The sequence below is a fragment of the Methylotuvimicrobium sp. genome (assembly GCF_050611805.1).
Classification (GTDB): Bacteria; Pseudomonadota; Gammaproteobacteria; order Methylococcales; family Methylomonadaceae; genus Methylotuvimicrobium.
The window spans coordinates 62,780-81,714 of the sequence record NZ_JBNGHF010000001.1; the positions used below are offsets into that span (position 1 = coordinate 62,780).

Genomic DNA, 18,935 nt, shown 5'->3' on the forward strand with positions numbered 1-18,935 from the left:
TTCTTTTGATTAATTGAAAAAAATGATCGATTGGAAAAAAATTGATACTGTCTTACTGGACATGGACGGCACGTTGTTGGATTTGAATTTCGACAATCATTTCTGGCTGGAATTCGTGCCGTTGAAATTCGCCGAAAAAACCGGCATCTCTGTTGAAACGGCCAAATATCAATTGGAACCCCGCTTCAAAAGCATGGAAGGCAAGTTGGAATGGTATTGCCTGGATTATTGGAGCGAAGTCTTGGAATTGGATATTGCCGGCCTCAAAGCCGAAATAGCGGGATTGATCGCGGTCTTGCCGCATGTCACCGAATTTCTCGAAAAAGTTAGGCAATCATCGAAAAATCTTTTTTTGGTGACCAACGCGCACAGGAGCAGTTTGGACCTGAAAATGGAAAAAACCTGTTTGCAGCCGTTTTTCGACGCTATTATCTGCTCGCATGATTTCGGCTTTCCGAAGGAACAGCCGGGATTCTGGCGTTTACTGGAAAACCATCAATCGTTCGACAAGCAACGTACGCTATTGGTCGATGACAGCCTGGCAGTCTTGAATTCAGCCAGGCAATACGGCATCAATTATTTGATATCGGTTAGTAAACCGGACAGCACTCGTTCGAAAAGACTGATAGACGAGTTTCCGGCTATTGAGGACTTTCGGGAGCTGATGCAGGGTTTGTAGCGGCTTGAGCAGACTTACTTCGCCGCGCCGGCTTTTTTTTCGGTTTTTCCGAACGCTTGCCTTGGCCATGACGAGTGGCATTCTCCGCCCGAGGTTTACGCTCAGGCTTAACGACTTCAGGCAGCAAATCGGCCGTTATCGGTTGAATCGGCACTTTTTGACCGATATACGTTTCGATGTCCGGCATCGAATAGGCGTATTCCTCGCAAATAAAACTGATCGCTTCGCCGCTGGCACCGAAACGTGCGGTTCTGCCGATTCGATGGACATAATCCTCGACTTCCTGAGGCAGGTCGTAATTGATCACATGCGACACGTCGGCAATATGCAACCCGCGCGCCGCGACATCGGTCGCGATCATGAGCCTAATTTTGTTTTCCTGGAAATCGGTCAATAGCCGCTGACGTTTTTCCTGAGGGACATCGCCGCTCAAAACAGCGGTGACGAAACCATTGACATTCAGATAGTCGTTAAGCCGTTCGGCACAACGCTTGGTGTTGACGAAAATAATGCTGCGTTGCGGCTCATATTTTTTCAGTACACCCAACAATAGCGGAATTTTCTGTTCGTTGGACGGACAAAACGCACTTTGCCGAATGGCCTTGGAAGTAACTTCTTCCGTTTCGATTTTGATGAGTACCGGTTGATTCATATGCTCATAAGCCAACTCAGTCACTTTGTAAGATAAAGTTGCCGAAAACAGCATATTCAATCGCTTATCGGCCGGCGGCATCCTTCTTAACAGAAATCGAATATCCTTGATGAACCCTAAATCGAACATCCGATCGGCTTCATCGAGCACCATTACTTGCACGTTATCCAACGTAAAAGTTCCTTGTCGATAAAAGTCGATAATACGGCCCGGTGTGCCGATGACAATATCGACATTGGACTTGATCGTGTCCATTTGTTTTTTATAATCGGTGCCGCCGTATATCAGCGCTAGCTTAAGATTTAAATATTTGCCCAACAATAAGGCATCTTTATGAATCTGAATAGCAAGCTCCCGGGTTGGCGCTAAAATAACCGCCCTGGGATTTTTGATCTTTTCGCTTTCGTCGTTGATTAAGCGCTGAAAAGTAGCCAGTAAAAAGGTTGCTGTTTTGCCGGTCCCGGTTTGAGCTTGCCCGGCGATATCCTTGTCTCTTAATGACAAAGGCAACGAACGATCCTGAATTGGAGTACAATGCGTAAAGCCGGCCTCGGTCAGTCCGCGCAATATCGAATCGGATAGCTCCAAATTGCTGAATCGGGTTTGAGTAAGATGCGTTGTATTCATAGCCCTATAGCATAACTTAAAAAAGCTGAAAGTGATTGACAAAATAACGCCGGCACTCCTATAGTCACAATTTTAGCAATTTTGGAGAATAGCGTGAGTGAGTCAGTCCTTCATGTAACTGATGGTGAATTTAACGAAACCGTACTAAAAGCAGGCGGTCCTGTGCTAGTTGACTATTGGGCTGAATGGTGCGGACCTTGCCGGATGATCGCACCGGTTCTAGATGAAATCGCCAAGGAATATGCCGGTCGCTTGACTGTCGTCAAACTCAATATCGATGAAAACCCGCAAACGCCACAGCATTACGGCGTTCGCGGCATACCGACTCTAATGCTGTTTAAAGACGGCGAAGTGGAGGCGACTAAAGTTGGCGCCTTGACTAAATCGCAACTAGCCGATTTCATCGATAACAATATTTAGGAACGTGAATTTTATTAAGTAATTCAACCGACAGGTCTTTTTGTCCGTCTTCTGCGTCAGCTACATGGATATAGACAAAGAGCGTCAGCAGAAGCGGAAGCTTTGCGCAAACAGTTACATAGATTAACGCCTGTTTACGCGCCTTGAATACGAACAAAAATCCTGCGTCAGTTGTCTAATTTAGTTTTATACCCGTTCATTAATATTCCAGCGAACTCGGGGTTGTCGTAATTTATTTGGACGACCCCGACTATTTTGATATATAATCGCGCTGCTTTTTTCGGCATCTTCCTTACCCGTCTATGGGTAAAATCCAAAAATTTTACCATTCCTTTGTTTTACGGCCGTTCGCCGTGCTTATCATTCCTTCGAGTTCCCGTTAATCTATGAATCTAACCGAGTTAAAACTAAAACAAGTCAGCGAACTTATTGATATTGCGGAGTCATTGGGGCTCGAAAATGTCGCCAGAACGCGCAAACAAGATCTCATCTTCGCCATTTTAAAAAAACAAGCCAAAAGCGGCGAGGACATTTACGGCGATGGTGTATTGGAAATTTTACAAGACGGTTTCGGCTTTCTTCGCACACCCGGCTGCTCTTATTTAGCCGGCCCCGACGATATTTACGTTTCACCCAGCCAAATAAGACGCTTTAACCTACGCACCGGCGACACGGTCAGCGGCAAAATTCGTCCACCGAAGGAATCGGAACGTTACTTCGCGATGCTCAAAGTTCAAAACATTAACTTCGAAGCGCCCGAAAATACCAAAAACAAGATTCTCTTTACCAACCTCACCCCCCTGTTTCCGAACGTACGCTTCACATTAGAAAAGGGCAACGGCACCAGCGAGGACTTAACGGGCCGCATTATCGATCTAATAGCACCGATCGGCAAAGGACAACGCGGCTTGATCGTTTCACCGCCGAAAGCCGGTAAAACGATGATCATGCAAAGCTTGGCCCATTCCATCGCCGAAAAAAACCCCGAATGTTATTTGATCGTGTTATTGATCGACGAGCGCCCTGAAGAGGTAACCGAAATGGAACGTTGCGTACGCGGCGAGGTTATTTCCAGCACCTTCGACGAACCCGCAACGAGGCATGTGCAAGTGGCCGATATGGTAATCGAAAAAGCGCGAAGACTAGTCGAGCATAAACACGATGTAGTCATCCTGTTAGATTCGATTACTCGATTAGCTCGCGCATATAATACCGTAGTACCTTCTTCCGGTAAGGTATTAACCGGCGGTGTCGACGCAAATGCCTTGGAAAAACCAAAGCGCTTCTTTGGTGCCGCAAGAAATATCGAGGAAGGGGGAAGCCTCACGATCATTGCAACTGCATTGATCGATACCGGTTCGAGAATGGATGACGTGATTTACGAAGAATTCAAAGGCACCGGCAACATGGAATTGCACCTAGACCGCAAATTGGCTGAAAAACGGATTTATCCGGCGATCAATATCAATCGCTCCGGAACTCGTCGTGAAGAATACCTGGTCGACTCTGAAGAGCTGCAAAAGACTTGGATATTGCGGAAAATCCTACAACCTATGGATGAAATGGCGGCTTCCGAGTTCTTATTAGGCAAGCTCAAGGACTTCAAGACTAATTCAGAATTTTTCGATTCGATGAAGCGTTAATTTTTAAGTGCAATAGCACGCAAATAACACGTTTTTGGCGGATCGCGGCACCACTTGATGGATTGGCTCCTATTTAACCCTCACATTATCAAGTCGAACAGGCCCTTTGTTTTATCAATCGACGAGACCCCATAGCTTAGAAGTGCGGTCGAAATCCGATTAATTTGGAAATACGTTATGACGGCAAAATGCATTGCGATCATTCAAGGACATCCCGATTCGGACGAGCAACGATTTTGCCGAGCCCTTGCTAAAGCCTATGCCGACGGAGCCCGTTCGGAAGGGCATCAAATCAAAATGATCGACATTGCCCGAATCGAATTTCCGATTCTCCGTACACAACATGAATTCGAACAAGGGGCCATAAGCGAATCGATTCGACAAGCCCAGGACATCATTCAATGGGCGGATCATCTCGTCATCATCTACCCATTATGGCTCGGCAGCATGCCCGCCTATCTGAAAGCGTTTCTCGAACAAGTATTCAGACCCGGATTCGCCGCAGCCAAATCTGCAGAAGGTAAGCCATGGAAAAAATGTCTATCAGGAAGAAGCGCGCGAATAGTCGTGACCATGGGCATGCCGGCTTTCGTATACCGCTTCATTTATTTAGCTCATAGCTTGAAAAGTCTGGAGAGAAATATACTGGGTTTCTGCGGTATCGGTCCAACCAAAGACACGCTGATCGGCATGGTAGAAGCCATCGGTCACGATAAAAGGCGAAAGTGGTTGCGCCGACTCGAAAAGCTGGGACAGGAAGGTCGATGAAGGTGGAATCCGTTTAATCTCGCCGATTTAACGGACTTAGGAACGAGCATGAAATAACTTAGACAACTGTTGGAAGGGGGGTTGTTGGCTCGATTGACAGGTGTCGGCGGCAGGGCAGATTTTTGCTCCTGCAAAATCTGCATTCATGCCATCCATGGCAATCAGATTCCGCCGTCAAGCCTACACGGACGTATTCACCCAGCACCTAAATTCCATAGCCTATTGGCCATGGTTAATCATCTTGGATAATTTAGGTGCTGGGTTCACGGCGTCCTGTCAAGCGAGTCACCAAACCGCCACAAAGCCTACTACTTGTATAAGTTATTTTGTGCATATTCCTTATTTACATCGGCATTTTGGAGCTTCAGCCAATAGGCAACCTCAAAAAATCATACGGCACACAGTAATAAGACAGTATCAGGTAGCTCTGGAAGAAGTGTGTGCGGCATGGATGCAGTGCTCAAGCCTACACGGATGCATTCACGGCTTCTTCTGGAAGAGATGCCTACTATTGGCTGTTTCCTAAACCGAACTCAGGTTTGGCAAAATGTGATGCAGCCCTTTTGGCTTCAGCTTTGCGAGACACCAACGGACTGCAACACATATAAGCTTTCGCTTTATTTTGTTGGGGGCACGTATCCTTCGGGCATTTCAGCCCCGCCGCCGAATAAAAATTTATTCCGTTCTTCCTCAAGAAATTTTTTAGCTTTAGGATCGAAACTGGCCAAACGATGCTCATTGATCAGCATGGTTTGCAAACTAAGCCAATCCTGCCAAGCTTGTTTTGAAATCGTATCGAATATTTGCTGTCCTTTAGGCCCCGGAAACGGAGGCGCATCAAGGCCTTCGGCGTCGATACCTAATTTTGCACAGCGAACGATTCTGGTCATAGTCAGTCCTTATAAATTTGTTGCAACAGCCGCTTGATCGGCGCAGCCAAAGCAAGTGAAGAAAATTGCTCAGGTTTATACCAGAGCATACGGTTTGCTTCCATCACAAAATCATTAGGGTTATTGGTTTGGAAGTGCAGAGGCGTAAAATCCAAATGATAATGCGAAAAAGTATGACGCACTTCAGGTAGCGTGTATTCATTAATGATGTCGATATGACGAATCATACACCACGAGCGTGCCGATTCTACCGTATCGAATTCTGGGAGACTCCATAAGCCTCCCCAGATTCCGGCACTCGGTCTTTGCTCCAGCAAAATACTGTTCTCGTTTGCGATCAAACATAAAAAATAAACCTGCTTTACCGGTTGCTTACGCGCAGTTTTCGGAGCCGGTATAGTCGCCGTTTTATTTTCTATAAGAGCCTTGCAAGCCGAAACGAGCGGACAAACAGTACAATTAGGCTTGCCCCGGGTACAAATCGTGGCGCCTAGATCCATAATCGCCTGAGTATAGTCTTCGACACGATGGACCGGCGTATACAACGCGCTCAGTTTCCAGAGCGTCTTACTGGTTTCTGTCGAGCCGGGCCATTCGCTAATCCCGGCGAAGCGGGTCAGCACTCTTTTGACATTCCCATCCAGTATCGGATGGCTTTTCTTGAACGCGATGCTCAATATCGCGCCGGCAGTCGAGCGTCCTATTCCGGGCAAATCGAGCAGTTCGTCCAAGCTATCAGGAAACGAACCGCGCTCCGCAATGATTTGCGCGCATTTGTGCAAGTTGCGGCCCCTAGCATAATAACCAAGACCCGCCCAATACTGCAAAACCGTATCAACCGAAGCCTCTGCGAGAGATTGAATATCGGGAAAGCGAGTGATAAATGCATTGAAATAAGGAATTACGGTTGCCACTTGCGTTTGCTGCAACATGACTTCGGAAACCCAAACTTTGTAAGGTGACGCCGGATTTTGCCAAGGCAAGTCATGGCGTCCGTGCTTATCGAACCACACCAATAGCCGGTCTTGAAATTCGCTTGGAGTCATTGGAATCAAAAATTATCAAGGAATAGTCATGAAATGACCTAACGATCATGACGATATTTTCATCACCCCGGAAAACAAAGGCTCTGTATTCGGTTAAGAGTTGAAAACACCCACCACTTCCGGGAGTACTTAAAAATTCAAAGTAGATCGTAGGGTACGCTATGCGTACCAAATGTCGATGCCAGACATCACATGAGGGCACTTTAAACGGCGGGCGGGACTGCTGTGGTAAGCGCAGCGTACCCTACAATTTTCAAGTTTCGACATTAGCGTAGTATTCATTTGTTCAACTATTAACGCGAACATAGCCAAAAAAATCGGCCCGATTACTTACCGAACAGGCCACCGTGAAGCCGGCTCTTGCGTTATTTAAGGCAGAACCAACAACTTGAAAAAACTTTTCGGTGCCCCGCAAATAGGGCAGACCCAGTCGTCGGGAATATCTTCCCAACGCGTACCGGGCGCGATGCCGCTGTCAGGATCGCCTTTTGCTTCGTCGTAAATGTGCTCGCATTCCATACAGTGGTATTTTCTATATTCGGACATCTTGACTGCCTCCTTTAGCAATGGTCGGGTTCAATGAACCCAATGATTATGGATTTAACGCATTATACCTTTCAAGGCTCAACCTTCGGCATTGCCCTACACGCCGTCAAAAAAACCTTTTCAATATATCAGAGACGCCGGGACCGACTTTTTTGTCGAGTTTGTCCAGTAACTTGTCTTTTTTGCGCTCGAGCTTTTCAAGTTGCTGGTCTTTGAGCATGGATGCAATATCGAGTTTATATTGCGGATCTTTGAAATTACCGGTGATGTTAATGACGATTGGCAATTCCTTGATTTTGTCGAACGTACTTTCAGCCACTTTGCTACGTACCAGTTTCGCATTGACCTGATAATCGACCCGTTCGGATTTCAAATCAGCGGTACCTTTCCCGGTGGCTTCGATCTTGGAAGCCGTAGCAATAAGATCGTTATTGCTAATAAGCCCATTGACAATTCGCGCACTACCCTTGATTTCGGAAAAAGCGGTTTGATCTTTCGGATTGTCTCGGAGAACCGGCGCGCCTTTTAACAACGATTTAGCATCGTCGATCATTTGTTGCAGATTAAAACCGCGAATAATGCTGTCCTTGAAAAAAAAATCAACCTGACCGTTCAACGAAGATTTAAGCGCTTTGCTATCATTGCCGCTTGCTTGTAATTTAGTCGATGCGGTTAATGTACCGGCAATTTTCGCACTGCCGGCATAATCGTTCAACAAGGGTTCAATTTGTATCCCGCTGAATTTTTCGTTGAGCCTCCATTGCGGCAACACGCCGGTCACATCCAGATTCATCGCGCCCTCATAAGAGCCTTGATAAAATGCTTTTACACCTTGTTCAGTATTGACCTTACCGTCTTTGGCAGCCAACTTGAGATCGACTCCGTGCAGTAATAGATTACTAATCGTGAGCCGGCCGATCGATAACAAACCGTTGATATTCAAATCTCTCAAGGTTTCAACCGGAATCATCGAAGCGCCTGCAGCGGCCGCCGCCGCAGGTCCTGCAATCGGTTGCGCTGTCTTATCCGATTCGTCTTCAGGCGCTAAATATCGATCGGCATTTAAGCTATCGACATTTAAGTTGAATGAGATTGCCGGATCGTCGAAATTATCGACGCGAACGTTACCTTTAATCGCGCTATCGTCGAGTTGAATGCTAATGCTTTGTATATCCGCCGCCTCGGAAGATAACTGTAATCTGAAATCCGCGCCAAATGACGTCAATGCTTGCGCATCACGCATAATAGGAGGGTCGATGCCGGCGTGCTTTAACCATGCCGATGGATTAAAGCGTGCAATACTCACCGGGCCCTCGAAAACGGGTGCGTCGACGATATTCGTGCCGGTTAGCGTTGCTGTCGCATGTAATTGTCCGGATTCGACATCGAACTTGGTTAATTCCAGCGTTTGTGCATTTAAGTTCAGCTCGGCTAGAGCCGCCATTTTTGCCGACAAGGAACCGCCCGGAATGTCTTTTCCCCGAATCTCGGTAGATAAATCGAATCGGGTCACTTCAAAATGATCAAAATTTTCGCTAAGCGACACGGCAGAGGACAATTGGTAATGACTGGTTCTTTCTTGTTCAGGCTGATCCAATATAAATCCAAGTTTAAAATCGATGGGCTTGCCAAAAGCCAGGTCGCCCGAAACAAGATTCAATTCCTTGATCGAAAAGCGCTTATCGTTTTGCCTGTCGTGCCAATTCAACTGGGCGTTTTCAAGCGAAACACCTGCAACCGCTAGGCCAACCACCGTCTTAAACTCTTCGGCGTCTTTGTCTGTGTCGGCAGTATCGGCATCTTCCCACTCGGTCGATGTTGCTGCGGTATGCGCCTCGGGTTTTGTTCGCTTTAAGTCATCCCAATTGTTTACGCCAGCATCGTTTTTTTCTAGATTTAACATCAAGCCTTTCAAGACGACGCGATCCACTTCAAACTTTTTCGAAAATAAGGGCAGTAATTTGGCTCTGATTTGCGCGTTTTCGATTTCAGCGAACGGAATTTCTTGAAAACCCTCGGCATTGCTTAAAGACAGTTTTTCGGCAGTAACGCCAATCCATGGAAAGATCGATAATTCGATATCGCCCCCGATAGTCAAATCACGGCCGGTTTTGTCTTTAACCGCCGAAGCAATTTGCGGCTTGAAATCATTAGGACTGAACAATAACGGCAAAGCCGCTGCTGCAATCACAATGAGCAAAATAATAGCCGCAAAAACCGATAAAACTATTTTCAGGGTTTTTAACACAGCCAGTCTCCTTTGTGAATAAAGATGTGATTAGCGATTCAATTTGAATTATTATGATAGCCCATTCGTTACGTTAAGCGCTTATGCGGCTTAAATCAATCGAAATATTGCGCAAGGCCGCCGGATGCCTAAGTTCCGAATGGGTTAACGAAATCAGATCGTGATGGATCGATTGCATTATTAAAATAAACGCCGTGTCATCATGAATCCCTCAAAGGGATTTCATTCAGGCACACGATTTAATAAAAAAAGAGGGAGGGTAACTCAATGTTGTTTGCTCAAATTGCCGGAATCGTTATGCTGGTATGGTTTTACCAAACTGCGAAAAAGTTAGGTGAAAACCCGATGAACTGGGCGGTAACCGGTTTGGTCGGCTACTGGTTGACTTGGTGGATCGCCAAATTAACGATTAAAAGTTTACATTTGGATACGCTTGCAGGAAATTCGGGTATCTTGAAGTTCGTGATCATTTTAACACCTGCATTACTTGCGATACTTGCCACACTGTTCATTCGAAAGAAATATCTGGTCGATGCGGCCGAATCGAAACAAAACAATCAGTAAATTGCGGATTATTAAAATAAAAAAAGGCGCATTGCCGTTTGGCAATGCGCCTTTTTTTTAAGCCTATCGAATCATTCGATTAGAGCTTGTCGGCATTTTTCTCCAGATAATCCGCAACGCCTTCAGGGCTTGCATTCATACCCGAATCGCCTTTGTTCCAGCCCGCTGGGCAGACTTCGCCATTTTCCTCAAAGAATTGCAGGGCGTCGATCATACGAATCAATTCATCCATGTTACGGCCCAGAGGCAGATCATTAACGACTTGATGACGAACCACGCCGTCCTTGTCGATCAAGAAAGTTCCGCGATAAGCAACGGCCGGTGCTGCAGCTTCAACATCGTAATCTTTACAGATACCGTGTGAAATATCAGCCGCCATTGTATAACGGACCGGGCCGATACCGCCTTTGTTGACCGGTGTATTACGCCATGCATTATGTGTAAAGTGGGAATCGATTGAAACGGCAATCACTTCGACGCCACGGCTTTTGAACTCGTCAATGCGATGATCGAGAGCGATCAATTCGCTAGGGCAAACAAAGGTAAAGTCCAGCGGGTAAAAGAAGACTACCGCATATTTTCCTTTTGTCGCTTCGGAAAAATTAAAAGCATCGACTATTTCGCCATTGCCCAATACGGCAGGAACAGTAAAGTCGGGGGCTTGTTTACCTACTAATACGCTCATCGAATGTCTCCAAGTGTTTAAAAATAGAAGGTTATGAGTTGAGGACAACCACCAAGAGGTGGCATAGCCGCATTCTACATCAAAATACTAGGGAATTGTCACAATTACCTAACTTTTAACTTGCTTTTATTTTGGGAATGAGGATAATTTGTAAGCATAGGCTTACATTAGTAGGCTTTCATAAATTTGTAATATTTTTCTGCTTCACGCGGAATAACCTCGATGTATTAGCGGCAAATATTCTCTGTTCAACAAATGGTGAAAACCGTTAGTAGGTTCAAATGCTATGGTAAAACATAAACAAATCACAGAACCCGATGTATTCGGGTACCAGGTCCGAATCGTTCGGCGAGGCAAGGAAACCAGTCGTTATTTTTCTCATAAGCTTTGGGGAAACAAAAATAAATCCTTAAAAGCCGCTATCGCTTGGCGCGATCAAATGTTGGTGGCTTTGAAAGGGAGTAAGACGCGCTTTCTCAAGCCCCCGAAAAATAAAACGACTACGGGACTGACCGGCGTTTCTAGGACAATCAAGTACGACCATCGCAAGGATAAGAGTTACTTATGCTATACGGTGTTTTGGGTCAAGGACGGGAAGTCCAGAAACAAAACCTTTCAGGTCGGCAATGTCGAAAAAGTCACTGCCGATGATGAATTGCACGCGTTTCGTACCGCGCGCTTATTCCGTAGTTGCTATGAATATGCGATAGACAATGACCTGGAATTCGACGATAGCCAATTTGCCGGCTGGAAAAAACGTCGATTGTACGACGACCCCAATCTCAGAGTTGTTTAAAACAATCTCCTTGTAGCAGAGCCCATAGTTTTTGAGCTCTGCTATCGAGTGGCTTTGCCGCTCAAGAAGTCTCGTTGTTTTTACTTAGATAACTGAGCCATTGCTCTGCGTTTTTTCTATTTTTCGGAAAACTTTTCGCCTTGGCAAAAGATTGGCGGGCCTGTTCGGTGTTATTGCTTTCATAATAACTCATCCCAAGAATCATATAAGCTTGGCCGGGCTGTTTCAATCCTCCCTTCGCCAATGCCTTATTCATCGCGGCAATGGCTGCCTTCCAGTTCTCTTGTTCATAATAGATTTGTCCGAGCTGTTGATAAAGACTGCCTTTGTCATCGAGTTTAGAGGCCATCTCGAAAGCTTGAATTGCTTTTTCCAGCTCCCTTGCCTGCTTCCAGGCGTTAGCTAGTAATTCCCAATTTTTTACCGTACTCGTAACTTTTTTCGCATCAAGCTCGGACCGCAATACTGAGCCGGCTTTATATGGCAGCCCGGCATATAGAAATAAATTAACCAAATCCAAAATCTCCTTTTCCGAATTCAATAGGCCTTTTTTGTATGCCAGATGCATGACCGTGGCCGCTTGCGTAAACTGGTTCAATTGCTGGTAAACAGAAACTAACTGCGTCCAATAGTCTTTTTTTTCCGGATTAACGACCATCAGCTTGCGCAATAACGGGATCGCCGATTGATAGTCTTTTAATTCATAAAACAACGCGAGCTGCAGCTGATACCATGAATCCTCGGGCTTGGCAGTCGATTGAATGGCCTTGGAAATATGCGGCAAGGCATTACGATATTGTTTCAACTGAGTATAGGCATTCGCCAACAACACATGAGTTTGTGCATCCGGCACCGAATTTTTTGCCAGCCATGGCTTTAAAGCCTCAATCGCCTTGGCATATTGCTCGGAAGCCAAATACAGCTGCCCCAGGTTTAAAAGCGCATCTTGCTGTTGTTTGTCAGGCAGGGCATTTAATGCAACGGCTTTTGACAGCCATTGGGCTGCCTTTGCATACTGTTCCTTGAGCGCATAAACCGAAGCCAGGCTCCGCAACACGACGGCTTGATCCAAGCCGCCGGCCTTGACTTCGCCGACCATCGCCAACAACTGCTGTTCGACCTTGCCGTAAGCCTTATCGGCGATAAGTCGCTCCGTAGACTGAATTTTTTGATACAGCGCCGGAGAAATTGTCGCTTGCTTGGAATCAGCCGCGGCTGCAACCGGCGCATTCATTAATGAAACAAGCAGTAAGCTAAATAAGTGCGTTCGCTTCATTTGGACAGTTTAAACTCCAAGGTTTGTTGAGCCCTTTGTTCGTAGGCCTTGCCATCGACCACTTTCGCTTTGAATTTCCAACGCTTAACGGCGGCCAGCGCTTCGCGGTTAAAAATACTGCTAGGGTGCGATTCGACCACAACCGCATCGCTGACTTCGCCGGTTTTCGTAATCGTGAACTCTACCTTCACCCAACCTTCGATACGCCGGCTCGCCGCACGCATCGGATAACGCGGCGGAATACGTACCAATGGTATAACATCGGTCGTGATCGTGCCGGTACCGACCGCTGCGCTCGGCGCGGCAGGCGAGGTAGCTGCCGCTCCAGCCGTCAAGCCTTCCAGAGCCGAACCGCCGAAACGAGCGCTCGGTAACTGCACGCTCAAATTCGGAATCGCTAAATTCGGTTGAGCGGCGGCCATCGGTTGTGTGTGCTGCGTTTGCATCGGCGGGGGCGGCGGACGTTTTTCCGGCGGAGGCGGCGGTTTGACGATCTTTTTTTCCTGAACCTGAGGCTTGGTCTCTCGTTTCAAGCGAACGAATTCGACCATTTGCACGTTATCGGTTTTCTTCAAACCGCTTTCTCTGTGCATCACCATCGCTTGCATCAGCCAAAACAAAGCCAGCGTAACGCCTAGCCCGGCCAATAAAGAAATCGAAAAACGCTTCACTTCGATTCCGTTTCCGTCGCAATCGCCGCATTAGTGATACCGGCCAATCGAATTTGATCCATAACTTGAACCAGAACGTGGGTCTTGGTGTCGCGATCGGCGGCAATGATGACAGAACCGAGCGGATTTTCGGCCTGCAAGCGCGCAACATTGGCTCTAACCGCCCTGACATCGACCGCGCGTTTATCGATCCATATTTCGCCGTTGGCCTTGATCGACACAATAATATTGGCCTGTTCTTTTTTCTCGGCCGTTTGCGCGGTGGGTCGATTAACATCGATACCGGATTCTTTGACGAAAGATGTCGTTACGATAAAAAAAATCAACATAATGAACACGATGTCGAGCATCGGTGTCATATCGATATCGGAAATTTGATCGGATGTCGAGCGGCTGGTAGTACGTCGCATAAATAAACAATCTCGTTATTGGAATTTCAATAAATCGGCTAAATGATGGGTTTCGTCGCTGACGCGTTCTTCAATCGTTTTACTGAAATAAAGACCGGCGATCGCAATCACCATTCCCGACATGGTCGGAATCGTCGCCAGCGAAATACCGGAAGCCATCGCCCGGGCATTACCTGTTCCGGTCACGGCCATTACATCGAATACGTGGATCATACCGGTCACGGTACCTAATAGTCCGAGTAGCGGACATAAGGCGATCAGCATTTTGATGATAGTCAACGACTTACCCATCGTCAGCTTCGCTTCGGAAATAATAAAATTTCGAATGTTATGCGCATCGTAAGAACTTTTATCGACACGGCTTTCCCATTGTTCCAGCCATACTTGCCGATCCTTCGGATAGTTAAACCGAAAATACAACAAACGTTCGGCGATCAGGCACCACAAGCCGATAGAAACGAACAAAATAACCTTCAAAACGATGCCGCCGCTATCGAGAAAATGGCCGACCGAATCGAAAATAGCGAACAACCCGTTCATTACTTCCCGGCCCGGCGACTGATGATGCCGGCACTTTGTTCATCCAGAATTTGAATCAGCGCACGGCTACGGTAAGCCAATAGACTATGCAAAAACAGTAAAGGAACGGCTGCGCACAAACCCAGCATCGTCGTAACCAAGGCTTGCGAGATCCCGCTCGCCATCAATTTCGGATCGCCGGTACCGAATAGACTGATCGATTGGAAGGTCGCGATCATACCGGTAACGGTACCGAGCAGTCCCAACAGCGGTGCGACTGCGGCCAATAGTTTGATCATCGACAAGCCTTTTTCTAAGACTGGCACCTCGCGGGTGATCGCTTCGTCGAGAATCAATTCTAGCGTTTCGGTATTTTGCGTCTGATTTTCTTCAACCGCAGCAATGATGCGGCCTAGAGGATTGGCTTCGGAAACCTCTGTCGAGGAAATTTGCTCGTTAACCCGCTTATGAGTTTGCGTTAACATCAACAAACGATACAGTCCGTAAATAAGACCGAAACCGCCCAACAGCAAGATAATGTAGCCGATCCCCCCGCCTTGTTGAATTCGTTCAATAGAATCGGGCGCTTGGATGAGCATGCTTAAAATCACTCCGCGTGTCGGATCGACGCCTAAATCAACGGTCCCGGATGATGCCGAGGCAAATTTCTCGGCAAGACTGTTATAATTGCTGCCCGGTTGCCGCGCCAATTCGGCCAATTTTCCGGTTTCTGATAAATAGCGGAGATACTGCCCGTCGGCAATCGCATTGAAAGTGCCGATGCGCACAACTTCGGCCTGGCGCGGCTCGCCCGAAGCCGTCAAAATATCGCTATTAAATTTGACGACCTTGCCGGATTCGGTCATTTCCTGAAGCAGATAGAACCAAAGCGATTCAAGCTCCTCCAAGGTTGGCAATGCCTTGCTTTGCGTCATCGCGGCCAATTTTCCGGAACGTTCCGGAAACTGCGCCGAAACGATCGAGTTTTCCAGATCGGCTTTCAAATCGCCGGCAGCTTGTTTCGCGACGCCGGTCAATTCGCGCAGAATACCGCTACGGCTATCGAGCTCGTTTTGCAAACGATCGAGTTCTTGCTCGTTCGCCTCCATTTGATCCTTCAATTGCTTGCTCAAACGTTCTTGAGCCGCCAATTCGTTTTTAGCCGACTGCAGCAATTCCTGCTGCTTGGCATGATCGGCAACGAACCGGGCCTCGCGTTCGCGATTAATTTTGCCTTCGATGCCATGGGATTTTTGAATTTCTTTCAGCAATTGATCGAGCGTAAGCCGGTCGGCTATCGCATTACCGGACACCAATAAACCGGCCAGCAGTAAAATCATTAATCTCATTGGCTTGCCTCCGGCGCCGGTATCGGTAACGTCAATAAATCGGGCGCGGCTTCCTTACGGGCAATTCTTAGCCCGTCGCGTATCGCATTACGATAGCTCGAAGGTAAAGTTTCCCAAGATTGCGTCTCTTTATTCCAGTAACCGGTTTCACTACCGTCGAGACGTTGAAAATACAACGCTACACGGCCCAAGCGCAAAAAATCGACCGAACTGACAGTTCCGCCCAATTGGAGATCTGCCCGATAAGCTTCGATAGTATTGCCGTATTCGTTTTCAACTTGAAACGCTTCGATGATGCGGCGAAATTTTTCGGCGGGGGTGACGTCGGCGCGATTGATCATGTCTTTCAACTGACTCAAGCGCTCCTGACGCTCTTCAGGCAAAAACGGCACATCCAACGCGATGAATTGCTCGAGACTGTCGAGCATGCGCAGAATCAACGGCACGATTTCGCGTTGCGTGTCCTCAATCCGGTCTAGCTGACGTTCGAGAGAGGTTTTCTCCTGATGCTGAGAAGCAAGCAAATCTTTTAGATGTTGGTTGTAAGTCTTCAAGGTATCCGCATGACGGCTTGCCGTGCGGTATTCCTCGAGCATTTTTTGAGTTTGATCGCTGAGCCGGTCGATGGTTTTTTGCGAATCGACGGCTGCTTTATTGGTCGACAGACCGGTGTCGATTGCTTGATTCAAAGGGTCCGAATAAGCGCCGGCTGACAAAAATAATAGGGTAACGCCGGCCAGAGCCTTGGGAAATCGGCACGTTAAAAACATAAATTAAATCCGAATAACGTTAAAACGAAAGTAACTTTATCACAGTTGTAAATGCAAACAAGAGTCATTTAGCTATGTCATGAAGTAAATTACGGTTTCTCTCTATACTTCCCGAAGAATCAATTATCTATTGTTAGGCTATGCCACAAGCACTATCGAGCAGGGTTAACAGAGTTAAATAATTTATTTGCAAATAACAATCGTTCTCATTACTATTACAGCAAAAGCTCATTGCGTCCCGGAAACCAACACATAAAGCCATATATGAACATTTTAAAATTAAATCCACTATCGCTATCTGTTGAATTAGCCATCAAACAATTGTTGGAATTATATTATTCTCAAATCGCACTAGGCCGCTGGTTGTTCGCAAAAATGTCGGCAATTCGTTTCCGACGCCAGAAAGCTTCTTTTCCGGCAAATAACCTAATGCAAGAAAAGTCGGATTTCTATGACAAACCATGCCCGATACGCATCGAGATCGATCCGGAGAAAATTCAGTTACTTCTAGCAAACCGACAACTCTGTGCGGCTGATTTTCATTGCCTGGACCAAGCATCGCATCGCTGTATTCGCGAACTGTGTTTAAAAACCTGCCTGCAGCCACTGGGTCATAGTTAAAGTTTTCGGCATCTTTTCGCCTAAACCTGATAAAAGTCATTAAGCTTTGACTTTTAAAACCGTAATTATTCAGCATAAGTCATGTACGAAAAGGTGTCGGGCACCAACCAACCTCCATGTACTGAATAGTTACTTAAAACCTTGCCTTTCTTTCCTTGTTTTATATTCCAAATAACTGCCTTTTTAGCAGCAATTCCCAATTTGAGCAGTTTCGCCGATCTTAGTATGTGGGATGTGCCTATCGAGGAACGCCGCAAACCCAGTAACTAAATTACCCATGATTTTAAATCATTACCAATGGCCTATGGAATTTAGGTGCTGGGCTTAACTACAGCTCGAACGCCAAGCACACCCACACCCTTTTTGACCCCCAAATTGGGAAATGCTGGTCTTTATAGCCTTTCTTGTTCTGCTTAGCCAAAAAGGGTATGGTGTTACCTATAGTCCACTCAGGCTACCTATGATGAAAGTCTGCTGGTTTCTTGTTTCGGTAATAGCAATCTTTAACATCCTAGCAATCCGGAAGAAAAGCCCAAACGGGAGTAATGAAATATGGCCGTACAATGGGATCAGTTAATTCAAGATTCAGTGACATTTCGCCATACGCTACATCGGAAACCTGAACTAAGCTGGCAGGAGCAGGAAACCGCGAAGCGAATTCGCAATGAACTTTCCCGTTTAGGCATCGCTTGGCGCGTCTGCGCCGACACCGGCACCGTGGCCCGATTGGCGCGTAATAAAAGCGGTCGTCACATCGCCTTGCGCGCCGACATCGACGCACTTCCTATCCATGAAAACAGCGGCGTGGCTTGGTCCTCGCAAACGGCAGGCTGCATGCACGCCTGCGGACATGACGGCCACACGGCCACGCTGATCGCGGCCGCACACTGGCTCAAAATCCACGAAGACTGCTTGCCGGGCCCGGTAAGCCTGTTGTTTCAACCGGCCGAAGAAGGCGGTCATGGCGCCAAACGTATGATCGAAGACGGCGCGCTCGAAGATGTCGACGTCATATTCGGATGGCACAATTGGCCGGCGATTCCATTCGGTCAGGCAGTTTGTCCCGACGGCACGGTCATGGCGGGTAACGGAACTTTCGAAATCGAAGTACACGGACAAGGCGGTCATGCGAGCCAACCGGAAGCCTGTCGAGACCCTGTACTTGCGGCAGCAGCTATCGTCATGGCCCTGCAACAGACGCTATCGCGTCGACTGCCGCCTCAGGAAGCCGCCGTACTGAGTGTCACCTCGATCGAAGCCTCCAGCTCGCCCACCGTGATTCCGGACAAGGCTCTGATCGGCGGCAGCTTCCGCATTGCTCACGAATTCACACGCGACCGATTGACGCAATGCATTCAGGACATTTCAACGGCCACCGCCGCGGCTTATGAGGTCGATTGCCACGTTACCGTCTTTCCAAGATATGGAGCGACGATCAATCACCCCGAACCCGCAGCTTTTTATCGCCGGACATTGATGCAGGAATTAGGTGGGGGTAGCCTAAGCCAAAATACGCCTGTTCCGATCATGGCCTCTGAGGATTTCCATTATTACCTGAATGCGATTCCGGGCGCTTTCGCTTTAATCGGCACCGATGACGGCATTGCAGCACATCAACGCTCCTGCCATAGCCCCGAATACGATTTCAATGACAAATTGATCGATCGAGTCGCGCGCATTTATGCCCGTTTGGCCGGCGCGCCCTTGCCGGATGAGATTAACTCACTTCACACTCGAACGTAGCACAAGTAAAAG

Annotated in this window: 20 protein-coding genes; 7 read left to right on the plus strand and 13 right to left on the minus strand. The window is 47.3% G+C overall.

Annotated features, from left to right (window positions below):
* Positions 1-22: 22 nt before the first annotated feature.
* Complete coding sequence (yrfG, locus tag ACRJJO_RS00275) at positions 23-679, plus strand: GMP/IMP nucleotidase (protein ID WP_017841565.1); 657 nt, start codon at positions 23-25, stop codon at positions 677-679.
* Here the strand turns inward: yrfG and ACRJJO_RS00280 are convergent.
* Complete coding sequence (locus tag ACRJJO_RS00280; RefSeq protein ID WP_404358770.1) at positions 642-1,958, minus strand: DEAD/DEAH box helicase; 1,317 nt, start codon at positions 1,956-1,958, stop codon at positions 642-644. The genes yrfG and ACRJJO_RS00280 overlap by 38 nt on opposite strands.
* A gap of 93 nt (positions 1,959-2,051) precedes the next feature.
* Between ACRJJO_RS00280 and trxA the strand changes: the two genes are divergently transcribed.
* From trxA to ACRJJO_RS00295, 3 genes are all read left to right on the plus strand, one after another.
* Entirely contained in the window at positions 2,052-2,378 is a 327-nt protein-coding gene (trxA, locus tag ACRJJO_RS00285; RefSeq protein WP_341326885.1) for a thioredoxin TrxA, read from the plus strand.
* A 386-nt stretch (positions 2,379-2,764) separates the two neighbouring features.
* Positions 2,765-4,021: a transcription termination factor Rho gene (gene rho, locus ACRJJO_RS00290; RefSeq protein WP_125217712.1), complete on the plus strand. Its 1,257-nt coding sequence runs from the start codon at positions 2,765-2,767 to the stop codon at positions 4,019-4,021.
* A gap of 177 nt (positions 4,022-4,198) precedes the next feature.
* Positions 4,199-4,789, plus strand: coding sequence for an NAD(P)H-dependent oxidoreductase (locus ACRJJO_RS00295; RefSeq protein ID WP_431064012.1), 591 nt, complete (start codon positions 4,199-4,201; stop codon positions 4,787-4,789).
* 617 nt (positions 4,790-5,406) lie between these two features.
* Here ACRJJO_RS00295 and ACRJJO_RS00300 read toward each other — a convergent pair.
* The 4 genes from ACRJJO_RS00300 to ACRJJO_RS00315 form a co-directional block, all read right to left on the minus strand.
* Positions 5,407-5,679, minus strand: a complete 273-nt coding sequence (locus ACRJJO_RS00300; RefSeq protein ID WP_431064013.1) for an oxidative damage protection protein — start codon at positions 5,677-5,679, stop codon at positions 5,407-5,409.
* A gap of 2 nt (positions 5,680-5,681) precedes the next feature.
* Complete coding sequence (mutY, locus tag ACRJJO_RS00305; RefSeq protein ID WP_431064014.1) at positions 5,682-6,725, minus strand: A/G-specific adenine glycosylase; 1,044 nt, start codon at positions 6,723-6,725, stop codon at positions 5,682-5,684.
* 369 nt (positions 6,726-7,094) lie between these two features.
* Positions 7,095-7,271: a rubredoxin gene (locus tag ACRJJO_RS00310; protein ID WP_141901361.1), complete on the minus strand. Its 177-nt coding sequence runs from the start codon at positions 7,269-7,271 to the stop codon at positions 7,095-7,097.
* Between the two features lie 106 nt (positions 7,272-7,377).
* Positions 7,378-9,519, minus strand: coding sequence for an AsmA family protein (locus ACRJJO_RS00315; protein ID WP_431064015.1), 2,142 nt, complete (start codon positions 9,517-9,519; stop codon positions 7,378-7,380).
* A 267-nt stretch (positions 9,520-9,786) separates the two neighbouring features.
* Here ACRJJO_RS00315 and ACRJJO_RS00320 point away from each other — a divergent pair, with 267 nt between their 5' ends.
* A complete protein-coding gene (locus ACRJJO_RS00320; protein ID WP_404358781.1) occupies positions 9,787-10,083 on the plus strand; it encodes a hypothetical protein in 297 nt (98 codons plus the stop codon).
* A 79-nt stretch (positions 10,084-10,162) separates the two neighbouring features.
* Here the strand turns inward: ACRJJO_RS00320 and ACRJJO_RS00325 are convergent, their stop codons facing one another.
* A complete protein-coding gene (locus ACRJJO_RS00325) occupies positions 10,163-10,768 on the minus strand; it encodes a peroxiredoxin (RefSeq protein ID WP_014150373.1) in 606 nt (201 codons plus the stop codon).
* A gap of 286 nt (positions 10,769-11,054) precedes the next feature.
* On the opposite strand from ACRJJO_RS00325, the gene ACRJJO_RS00330 reads away from it, so the two are divergent.
* The gene (locus tag ACRJJO_RS00330; RefSeq protein WP_017841557.1) at positions 11,055-11,564 is read left to right on the plus strand and encodes a hypothetical protein; all 510 of its coding nucleotides are present in this window, start codon (positions 11,055-11,057) and stop codon (positions 11,562-11,564) included.
* A 61-nt stretch (positions 11,565-11,625) separates the two neighbouring features.
* Here ACRJJO_RS00330 and ACRJJO_RS00335 read toward each other — a convergent pair whose 3' ends face one another.
* The 7 genes from ACRJJO_RS00335 to ACRJJO_RS00365 all read right to left on the minus strand — a co-directional run bounded on the left by ACRJJO_RS00335 (position 11,626) and on the right by ACRJJO_RS00365 (position 17,256).
* Positions 11,626-12,840 carry a tetratricopeptide repeat protein gene (locus tag ACRJJO_RS00335; protein WP_431064016.1) on the minus strand — a complete coding sequence of 405 codons (1,215 nt, stop codon included), beginning with the start codon at positions 12,838-12,840 and terminating at the stop codon, positions 11,626-11,628.
* Positions 12,837-13,511: an energy transducer TonB gene (locus ACRJJO_RS00340; protein ID WP_431064017.1), complete on the minus strand. Its 675-nt coding sequence runs from the start codon at positions 13,509-13,511 to the stop codon at positions 12,837-12,839. The genes ACRJJO_RS00335 and ACRJJO_RS00340 overlap by 4 nt, the downstream gene beginning before the upstream one ends.
* Positions 13,508-13,921, minus strand: a complete 414-nt coding sequence (locus ACRJJO_RS00345; protein ID WP_014150377.1) for an ExbD/TolR family protein — start codon at positions 13,919-13,921, stop codon at positions 13,508-13,510. The genes ACRJJO_RS00340 and ACRJJO_RS00345 overlap by 4 nt, the downstream gene beginning before the upstream one ends.
* 15 nt (positions 13,922-13,936) lie before the next feature.
* Positions 13,937-14,461, minus strand: a complete 525-nt coding sequence (locus ACRJJO_RS00350; protein ID WP_014150378.1) for a MotA/TolQ/ExbB proton channel family protein — start codon at positions 14,459-14,461, stop codon at positions 13,937-13,939.
* Positions 14,461-15,789, minus strand: coding sequence for a DUF3450 family protein (locus tag ACRJJO_RS00355; RefSeq protein WP_431064018.1), 1,329 nt, complete (start codon positions 15,787-15,789; stop codon positions 14,461-14,463). The genes ACRJJO_RS00350 and ACRJJO_RS00355 overlap by 1 nt, the downstream gene beginning before the upstream one ends.
* Positions 15,786-16,559: a DUF3450 domain-containing protein gene (locus tag ACRJJO_RS00360; RefSeq protein WP_431064019.1), complete on the minus strand. Its 774-nt coding sequence runs from the start codon at positions 16,557-16,559 to the stop codon at positions 15,786-15,788. The genes ACRJJO_RS00355 and ACRJJO_RS00360 overlap by 4 nt, the downstream gene beginning before the upstream one ends.
* Positions 16,560-16,872: 313 nt before the next feature.
* The gene (locus tag ACRJJO_RS00365) at positions 16,873-17,256 is read right to left on the minus strand and encodes a hypothetical protein (RefSeq protein WP_431064020.1); all 384 of its coding nucleotides are present in this window, start codon (positions 17,254-17,256) and stop codon (positions 16,873-16,875) included.
* Positions 17,257-17,732: 476 nt separating this feature from the next.
* Between ACRJJO_RS00365 and doeB2 the strand changes: the two genes are divergently transcribed.
* Complete coding sequence (gene doeB2 / locus ACRJJO_RS00370; protein ID WP_431064021.1) at positions 17,733-18,923, plus strand: N(2)-acetyl-L-2,4-diaminobutanoate deacetylase DoeB2; 1,191 nt, start codon at positions 17,733-17,735, stop codon at positions 18,921-18,923.
* Positions 18,924-18,935 lie beyond the last annotated feature (12 nt).